The organism is Cellulomonas sp. P5_C6, from assembly GCF_054049635.1.
This window is the reverse complement of the sequence record NZ_JBFULZ010000169.1, coordinates 1-9086: the sequence shown is the minus strand read 5'-3', so window position 1 is coordinate 9086 and position 9086 is coordinate 1. Positions and strand designations below refer to the sequence as shown.

Annotated in this window: 9 protein-coding genes; 4 read left to right on the top strand and 5 right to left on the bottom strand. The window is 68.6% G+C overall.

Features of this window, described 5'->3' with window-relative positions; genetic code table 11:
* Positions 1–393 precede the first annotated feature (393 nt).
* From ACXJKG_RS16335 to ACXJKG_RS16315, 5 genes are all read right to left on the bottom strand, one after another.
* Positions 394–1467: a tyrosine-type recombinase/integrase gene (locus ACXJKG_RS16335; protein ID WP_456846799.1), complete on the bottom strand. Its 1074-nt coding sequence runs from the start codon at positions 1465–1467 to the stop codon at positions 394–396.
* A 35-nt stretch (positions 1468–1502) separates the two neighbouring features.
* Positions 1503–1706, bottom strand: coding sequence for a helix-turn-helix domain-containing protein (locus tag ACXJKG_RS16330; protein WP_175346810.1), 204 nt, complete (start codon positions 1704–1706; stop codon positions 1503–1505).
* Positions 1707–1735: 29 nt separating this feature from the next.
* Complete coding sequence (locus ACXJKG_RS16325) at positions 1736–3142, bottom strand: AAA family ATPase (RefSeq protein ID WP_456846800.1); 1407 nt, start codon at positions 3140–3142, stop codon at positions 1736–1738.
* 15 nt (positions 3143–3157) lie between these two features.
* A complete protein-coding gene (mobF, locus tag ACXJKG_RS16320) occupies positions 3158–4615 on the bottom strand; it encodes a MobF family relaxase (protein WP_456846798.1) in 1458 nt (485 codons plus the stop codon).
* Between the two features lie 355 nt (positions 4616–4970).
* Complete coding sequence (locus tag ACXJKG_RS16315) at positions 4971–5564, bottom strand: hypothetical protein (protein WP_456846797.1); 594 nt, start codon at positions 5562–5564, stop codon at positions 4971–4973.
* A 415-nt stretch (positions 5565–5979) separates the two neighbouring features.
* Here ACXJKG_RS16315 and ACXJKG_RS16310 point away from each other — a divergent pair, with 415 nt between their 5' ends.
* The 4 genes from ACXJKG_RS16310 to ACXJKG_RS16295 all read left to right on the top strand — a co-directional run.
* On the top strand, positions 5980–6975 hold the full coding sequence (locus tag ACXJKG_RS16310) for a hypothetical protein (RefSeq protein ID WP_456846796.1): 996 nt from the start codon (positions 5980–5982) through the stop codon (positions 6973–6975).
* Positions 6972–7724, top strand: coding sequence for a hypothetical protein (locus tag ACXJKG_RS16305; protein ID WP_456846795.1), 753 nt, complete (start codon positions 6972–6974; stop codon positions 7722–7724). The genes ACXJKG_RS16310 and ACXJKG_RS16305 overlap by 4 nt, the downstream gene beginning before the upstream one ends.
* Before the next feature lie 259 nt (positions 7725–7983).
* The gene (locus ACXJKG_RS16300) at positions 7984–8508 is read left to right on the top strand and encodes a DUF4365 domain-containing protein (protein WP_456846794.1); all 525 of its coding nucleotides are present in this window, start codon (positions 7984–7986) and stop codon (positions 8506–8508) included.
* Positions 8505–9086, top strand: a 582-nt coding sequence (locus ACXJKG_RS16295; protein ID WP_456846793.1) for a hypothetical protein, incomplete at its 3' end; no start/stop codon positions are given. The genes ACXJKG_RS16300 and ACXJKG_RS16295, both read left to right, overlap by 4 nt.

Genomic DNA, 9086 nt, shown 5'->3' with positions numbered 1-9086 from the left:
GTCGACGACCGCGAAGTGGACGCGGTCGCGAACGATCGACGTCGCACGGCCTCCCTCGGCGGCATCCAGGACGTCCTTGAACCGGGTGCGCGCTTCGGTGGCGGGCAGTTCGAGCACAGACACAACAACTCCAGCTGATCTTGATGACGACGTTTGCGACTATGTACGCCTTGTACGTCCTTTACAACGTGTTGCAACGTACGCGCGTTCCATCTGGAACGCCACCCCTTGCGCTCGGCCAACTGGCGTTGTTCGTCACACTTCACCCTGGTGCCACCGCGCCCTCAGGTGAGCCTGGCGCTTGGCTGAGCGACCGCGGACGGTCCATCAAGTCGACGTGGAGGTCGAGCAGACGACCGCATCGAGGACGACTGCACGTCCGGGGGCCTGAGACTAGATCGTCGGCGGGTTGGCCTCGGGCTCAGGGAACATCGGCATGCGCTCCATCGCGACCCATGGCGCCTCCGAGAACAGGTGGCCGTAGAGGTCCATCGTCATCGTCGCCGTGGCGTGCCCGAGGATCATCTGTACCGCCTTCACGTCGGCTCCGGCGGCGATGAGCAGCGAGGCGGCGGTGTGGCGCAGGTCGTGGATCGTCGTGCCCGCCAGGCCGACCGCTTGGGTGGTCTCGATCCAGCGGGACCGGACCCGGAAGTTGGTGTTGGTCCAGATCGCGCCCGTCGGGCTCGGGAACAGGTACGACCCGGATGGGGCGCTCTCGATCCGGTCCCGAACGTAGGTCTCGAGGGTCGGTGGGACCGGCACGGTGCGGGTCTGGTGAGTCTTCGTCGGGCCGAAGATCGCTCCGCTCGTCCTCTTCGACTGCGGTGCGGCACGGTGGATGCGGACGCCGAGGCCGTGCGGTGTCTGGACGACGTCGTCGACCCGGAGCGCACACATCTCCGAGAACCGGCAGCCGGCCAGGCCGAGGAAGAGCACGACCGGTCGGCAGTTCGGCGGCATGGCGTCGGCGAGCTTGCCCAGATGCTCCGCGCGTAGCCAGTGCGGCTCGCGTTTGGTCGTGCCCTTGGGGAGCGGGATCGAGCGCGCGACGTTGACGGAGATCCGCCGGTCACGGACGGCGTAGTCGAGCACCAGCCGGATGACGGACAGGACGCGCCGTCGGGTGGCCGTGGCCAGCCCTCGGACCGGCATCGCCGTGAGCACACGCTCGACGTCCGTCGCGGAGATCACGGCGATCGGAAAGCGACCGAGCAGAGGGATGACGTAGGAGTCGAGCAGGAACTGCGTCGTCTCCTGGCTTCGGACCGCGAGGTGCTGTCGCGAGCCCTGCCACTCCTCGGCGAGCGATCCGAAGGACACCCGACCGCGGGTCGGGTCGATCCAGGCGCCGCTCTGGAGCTTGACCAGCTGGTCGGCCTCCCAGCGCTTGGCGTCGGTCTTCCGCTGGAACGACTTCTCGGCGATGACCCGGTGCTCGAAGAAGACCTTCGCGCGCCACGTCACCGTGCCCGAGGGCAACGTCCGCCGAGTGACGGACATCAGCGTCGGCGCGGCTGCGCGGGCTCTCGATCGACCCACGAGGCCGGGATGAGGATGACGGTGCCGAGCCGGCGGCAGGGGATCTGCTCAGTCTCGGCGAGGTGGTAGAGCGTCCGCACCGGAACGCCGAGGACGGCGGCGGCGTCCTTGACGCGGTAGTACTGGCGAGCAGCGGTGACTGCGGTCTGCGTGGTTGTCGACATGGTTGTTCTCCTTCGGTGGGTTGGGGTGGTCACCACCGCTCCAGTACCGATCCATCGGGGACCGGGCTGGGCGAGGGCGTCAAGGGGCGCGGCATCATCTGTGGACGCAGCGGCGGGATGGCGGGTTGTGGACGGGTCGCCGGCAGCGGCGGCCGAGGATCGTCCGGGTGGTGCATGGYCCAGGTCTCGGTGGCGGACTGCTCGGCATTGGTCGTGGCGAGGATCCGGTCGAGGACCTCGCGGGCGCTCTCGGGCTCACCGCTTGGGAGGCAGTCGGGGTCGGACCGGTCGGTCGCGATATAGAGGCGGTTTAGGTGGCGGCCGCGACTGACGGCGACGTAGAGGTCTTCGCGGCCCATGCCGGCGGTGATCACGGTGTGGGTCTCGTCGACCGTCATGCCTTGACTGCGGGCGGTGGTGGTGGCGTAGCCGAGCTCAACGGACTCGGTGACGTAGGCCGCCGGCAGTCGCAGCGTGCCGCTGGCCGGATCTGCGACGGGTTGGACGCGCAGGCCGCCGTCGGGCAGGACATCGGTGATCTGCCAGAGGTCGCCGTTGCGGACGAACCCGTCGCTGGTACGTAGGCGACGGTTGTTGCGGCGGGTGACGATGCGGTCCCCGACACCACCGGTCAGTCCGTCACTCAGTGTGATGCCGGTGGTGCGAACGGCGCCGGTGCGGATGCGTTCGGCGCGGGTGCGGGTGTTGAGCTCGTTGACGGTGCGCCGGTCGGCGGCCGCGAGCAGGACGGTTCGGCCCTCCGCTTCAGCATCGCTCGCAGCAGAGAGCGCATTGTCGAGCATGTCGTCGTGCGTGCCGTGGCTGACCCGGCCGTGCTCGATGTAGGCGTCCAGAGCGGCGGGGTCGCCGTGGCGAAGGTCCAGGGTCGCGCGCGCCTCCCACTGGTTGCTGAACCTCCACAGCGTTCGGAGCTCGGCGGTGGGGCCGCGGCGGGCGAGCATCCCAAACGCCCCGCCGGCGTCGACCGCTCCGCGTTGCAGGTGGTCGCCTACGAGCAGGACCTTCGACTCGGCGGCCCTCGCCTGGTCGATGAGGGCGGCCAACGTGCGAGTGTCGGCCATCGAAGCCTCGTCGACGATCACTAGCTGGCCTCGGCGGAATCGCCACTGATCCTGGTCCGAGGCCAGGCGGTGGCGCCGGTCGTTCGCGTCCCCCCGATCCAGAAAGGTCGAGGTGGGGTCGCCAAGCACGGCCATCTCCGCCTGGTACCGCAGCGCCCGTCGCGCGGCACCGTCGCCCGTTGACTCGTAGATCCACTTGGCTGTCGTCTCGCACCAGGCGTCGAGCGCAGTCGACAGGGTCGCTGCCGCACTGGCCGAGGGCGCCAGCCCGACGACGTCACCGTGCGTATGCCGCCAGGTTTCAGCTAGCGCCGCCAAAGTCGTCGTCTTCCCCGAGCCCGCCGGCCCGACCAGGACGTCGAGGCTTCGTCAGGACAGGAGCACCGCCTTGGTCGCGTCGCGCTGGTCGTCGGCGAGATCGCACAGCTCACGATCGGCGATCCGCTCGGCCAGAGGATGGATCCCGATCGGGAGGTCCTTCTCGACGGCGTCGAGCAGCGTCCGCTCGGCCCGCAGAAGCTCCGTCGACGTGAACATCTCCTCACCCACGCGAYGCCGGTCAGGGTCTGCCTGGTCGTCGATCCGTACACATGCGCCGCCCGCTTGGATCACCAGATGGTTCGTCAGCTCGAGGCGGTCCTCCGGGGAGGCCATACGCAGCGCGAGCGAGGACCGCAGCGCAGCGGCGCCCAGGTTCCAGGTCGACCACACCGACCGACGAGTCGAGACGTCATCGATGACCTGCGCGACGATCGCCGACCGGACCTCCGGACCGACGTCGGTCGCCCGCAGCGGACGCCCATAGGTTCCCGACAGGGCCCGAGCGGCCAGGTCGACGGGCTCGAGACCGGTGAGCACCCGAGCGCGGTTGGCCCAATCGGCGAGCAGGTCCCGCAACGGACGGACGACCTTCGGTGGCCGGGTCTCACGGGTCAGATGCTGCCGGGCCCGGGTCGTCTCCGTGCGAGACGGCGCCCGCCCGCGGCGCTCCGCGAACTCCTCCGACCAACGTTGCTCGGCGCAGTGGATCTGTTCCGAGCGGGCGGAGAACTCGGCCAACAGATCATCGCCGACACCGTCCAGCTCGAACGCGGGGTTCCGGCGCTCCCCACGATCACRCGACGACCACGACGCGCCGATCCGCCGCGTGACCTCATCGGCGAGCAGGGCGTCGTAGAGCTCCGAGGCGGTCACCACCGCCGCATGCAGGGTGCGGCCGTCCACGGACCGCCACGCGCCGTCGGGGCCCTGAACCTTGTTTGCGACGACGACGTGCGTGTGCAGGTTCGGGTCACCGGCGCGGGAGTCCCAGTGGTCGAACGCGGCCGCGATCATGCCGCGCGTCCTGACCTGCCGGCACCCGGCTGCGCCGACCCGGGTCCGGATCACCGAGTGCTCCACGAACTGCAGCGCCGACGCCAGCGCCGCCCGGTGCGCCTCGTAGAGGGTCGCTCGCGTCGACTCGTCGGCCAGACCCCAGGCGACGGAGACCGACTTCGGCGCGGTGAACGTCAGGTCGTAGCCAGCTACCGCGTGCCGGCCCTCACCCGGCGCTGTCGCCCGGTACGGCCGCCCCAACGGTGCACTGGTCACCGGGTCGCAGCCGTCGCGGAACACCCGGGTCATGGCCAGCTCGGTGACGACGCTTCCGGCAGCCACGTGACCGTCGCCGACCGACTCGAGCCCTCGCCCCAACCAGCAACCCGCGGGGTTACCGGTCTGCTCGTAGTAGGCCGTGAGCGAGTCACCTGGCGCCAGGTCAGCATCGCCGGCCGCAACGTGCCTGGTCAGGTAGGCGTAGCCGTCGCCGAGGGTCAGCTTGTGCATCGACATCACCACGGCGCCACCTCCTCACGCGGTTCGAGCAGCGGTTGCTCCTGGTGATAGGTGCGCCGGGATGTGCGTAAGACGCGACGTCGGTTCCCGGGCAGTCACGGATGCGCAAGCTGACACCTGTCCCTCTGAAGGCAGGTATGCGGAAACCTCCGCAAGACGCGCGGGCGTCGTCGGGTGGCGCCGTTCGCCGGTCGACGGCTGGYCACGCAAGGCCGCCGCGGGAACCGGGCCGCTCGTAGCGCTGGGGCTGTGGCGACGCAATTCACGCACGAGAACACCTGGCGCGTCGGCGGTTCGCGAGCTGGGCTGCTCGCGGCTCCGTCGGCTGGGGCTGGCGGGTGCTCCGCTAGATAGGGGCGGGACGTTCGCTGTAGCTGTACCCGCCGCGCGCGGCGAGATCGAGGCTTTGGCCCTCGATGTGAACCGGGATCCGACGGAAGGTCTGGGTGAAGCCGGTCGCGGCGATCTTCATGTCGATGCCGTGGCCCTCGACGTGCCAGCCGCCGTCGACGGCGTGGATGTCGGTGATCTCGAGGTCTTCGATTCGACCGGGGCGGACGTCGAGAACCAACTCGGTGACTCCTGCGAAGACGAGGGTGCATGGGGCTACCCAGAAGGTGAAGTGCTGTCGTCCCCGGCTGGGCTGAACCCAGCGGGTGATGTAGTCCAGGTCGAGCACTACTCGGTCCGTCGGCCAGGCCCGAGCGTCGAGGTCGCTGTAATCAGCACGCCGGACGTCGAACGCCCAGATGGTTGCGTCGTGCCAGCCGAGCTGCGCGAAGTCTCGTTCGGTCCACACGGCGCGGCTAAGACCGTGCTCAGGCACCTCTTCGTCGTGCTCTGACGCGCGATCTGTGGGCGCGGGCAGATGGGCCCATCGATCGACACTCACGTCACTCGGCGTGAGCGGGCCGACTTCTCGGCGACGGAAGCGTGCCATCCGCACATCGTGCCAGGGCGATCCGCAGGGTCACCGCTCGCCGTACCTCGTTTCGCGCAGCAGCTCGCGAGTGACGCAAGAAGAGTCGAGGCCGCAGGCAACAGATCACAGCCTCGACTCTTCTTGCACTGCATGCCGCGCGGTTCACGTCGTCACGAGACTGAGCAGTTCGATCGACGGTCCGCAGCGAACCGAGACGCGATGTTCGGCCACGGCTTCAGCGGACTCGAATGGAAGTGGGTCCCGACGTCCGATGACTTCAGCCGGTTGGCGGTGCCTTTCGATCAACGTGGACGCGGCCACGGCTGCGCCGGCCTTCCACGGCCCGCCGCGCCGAGGGAAGTCACGGGGCCCATCCTTTGGCGGCGCTCGTGACTAGAATATAAGCATCGTCAGATGGGAGTTGACTATGCTTATGAGTGACGTCTGGGCGGCGCTCGCGCAGTCCTACGCCATCGTGCCGACGCTGACCCTGGACCGGCGCGCCGACATCGTGCTCGAAGGCCCGGAGCTGCTGCCGACGGCCTACGACATTAGGACCGTCGAAACGCTGCACCCCTCGCGCGTCGGCCGGTACACCCTGCGGTACATCGTCCCCCCGACGCCCCGGCGCCTGGTCATCGCCGAGTCCGCCACACCCGCTGCTCTCGACGCCGCGCGGGACATCGGGCTGTCCGTGCTCGTGGCCCCGTCGCACGGCCCGGTGAGCGGGATCCTGATCGACGTCAACGGAAACGCCCACACCCTCCACGCAGCCCCTAGGCCCGACGACTCCCGCAACGCGAAGCCGGGCCGCGCGCCCTGGGGAACCCTGGCTATTGCGCTCGCGCTGCTCAACGACCCGACACCGCGGTCGCAGGTCCAGCTCGCCCGGGAGACCGACCTGACCCAGGCTCGGGTCTCGCAGGCGCTCAAGCAGCTGCGCGACGTCGCCGAGCGCCGCCGCCAGGGAGGCTGGGCGATCCAGCCGACCGAGACGGCGACGATGTGGCTGCAGGCCCACTACCCGCGCCCGAGGACCACAGCGTCCTGGCTCACCCTGGACGAGCCCGTCCCCGCAACCACCGCCATCGCGAACGTGCTGCGGGACGCCGAGGTGGACTACGCCATCACCGGGCAGGTCGCAGCCGACCACTACGCCCCATGGGCGCGGCCGGACCGCACGACCATCTGGGCCGAGCGTCTGGTCGACCTGCGCGACGCTGGCTGCACACCGGTCGCCGCGGCGGACGCGACTGTGACGATCGCCGTTCCGGACGACCCGCGGGCGTTGACCAGTGCCACCGAGCGCGCCGGGCTGCGCCTCGCGGACCCGTGGCGGGTCTGGGTCACCCTGGAACAGGACGGGGACGAGGCGGCTGCGAACCACCTGCGAGCGCGGCTGCTGTCGGAGATGGCGGTGCCGTCGTGAGCGAGCTGGTGCTCGTCTCGACCTCGCGCGCCACCGACGCCGGCTGGCTCGCCGCGGCGGACATCGCCACGATCAGCGCCCTGCTCGACGTTCCGTATCGCCTCGTCGGAGGGCTGGCTGTGACACTGCTGGTCCACGTCCACGGTGCGACCGAGTTGGCACCAGCGCGCGAGACCGCTGACGCCGACATGGGCGTGCCGTTCGACGTCTGTGGAGATGCCCGGCTGCTTGAGGCACTCCTGGACGCTGGGTACGAGCGAGAGGGCGGCAACCGCTTCGTGCGCCTCGACCGGGAACGCGAGCTCGTGATCGACGTGCTCGCACCGTCCTACGAAGGGGTCCTGATCTCGAACCAGAAGCACGGCCAGATCGTCGTCGACGAGATCCCCGGTCTTCACACCGCCCTGTACGAGCCGGCGACCGTCGTGGACGTTACCGCCGTCCTGACCGACGGGACCGAGGTGAACGCGACGCTGCACCTGCCCGACGTGGCGGCGGCCCTGACGATGAAGGCACACGCCTACCGTGGCCGGCTCGCCAAGTCCGACGCGATCGACATCCATCGGCTGCTCGAAGCCGCAAACCTCGGAGGTCGCACCGCGCACGAGTGGCCCCGGCGCAGCGAGGCGCGCGACGCTGCGCGGATACTGCACGAGCGCTTCGATACGAGTCGGCCCAACCAGTACCTGGGCAAGGCCGCGGCACCAAGGGTGCGGCTGCTGGTGCAACGCGTCGTGCCCGTCTTCTGAGCGACAGGCGCAGTATCGCGATGAGTATCACTGCAGGTCAGACGGCTCGGCCCGACGCCACGCGATCCTGTGGTTCGAGTGTCTAGTGTGTGAGCCAGGAAGGCGACTGAGTTGACGCCTCCGGGCCAATGGGTCAATGTCGGCAGACCGCCGTACGGTGCGACACGTGCTCAGGTCCAGGGTCGTATTCGCTCCTAGTGGGCTGCGCGCTGAATACGCTCAAGATCCACGAATGCCATCCACGACAGATGGAGGAGTCTTGACGAGCGCGCCGATCTCGCCCCCACTGCTCGCGACGGCGGCGAACGTGAACTTTTCGGACAACGGCCGACGCGGTCGATACGGCGTCGCGTATCTGCGGGCGTTGTGCGCAGCGGCCGGTGTCTCGTTCAAGGAGAACTCGCCTGACGAGGACGTTGACGCGATCGACGTTTCGTTGAAGTTCGCACGCGCGAGCGCCGAGGTTCAGGTCAAGTGCACGTCGAGCTTTCATGTCGGGATGGGCCGGGCAACGCTGTCCCTCGAGTCCGACTGGGTTACCAAGTGGGCGGACTCATATCACCCAGTCTTCATCGTGCTGGTGAAGGTTCCAACTGGCTTCGACGACTGGCTCGACTTCAAGCCGTCATCAACCGGCCACCGCGCGGTCGCCTTCGGGAAGCGATTCGACGCGAAGGCTCATACGACGTCCATCCAGTTCACGAAGGCCAACCACCTCACGGCTGAGACCCTGTACGACTGGCGCGAGCAGGTCTACGCGCACCATGAGCGAGGTGCAGCGTGACGAGCGAGGCGACACGTGACCTCGTCGCGGTGCTTGCCCGACACGGCTGGTCTCAGGTTCGAGCCACCGAAGGCGCCGCTTCGCTATGGGCATTGCCCTCGGCTAGCGCCGAGATGTACGTGCCATCGACGCTTCGGCGTGGCTCGTTCGAGTGGTCAGACATCGTCGATCGCATTGCTGAAGCGCAAGACGAAGCCGCCATCGAGGTCGAGAGATGGCTTGACCTCGTGCGGACCGACGTAATGCGGTTCCGGGTAGACAGCAACTCATCTCAGACCATCCCGCTCGAGGCTGGCGCGACGGTCATCGGCTCGGCATTCGGCATGATCCGCGCTGCAGCAACCAGCGCCCGTCGCCCGCGACAGTCGATTGGCAGCAACTATTCGGTCATCGGCGACGCGATTGCACGTGAGGCGCGCCTGGCGCACACAGAGATTGGAAGCTTCATCTTCCCAGTGCTGATGCCGGTCGGCGAACCGCTCCCGCAGACGCAACATGCGCTCGACGGGTTCGAGCAGGCGCAACCCGAGTCGGAGGAGCGCCGGGTCGTACGGACGCTCGCCCAAGCTCTCCAAACG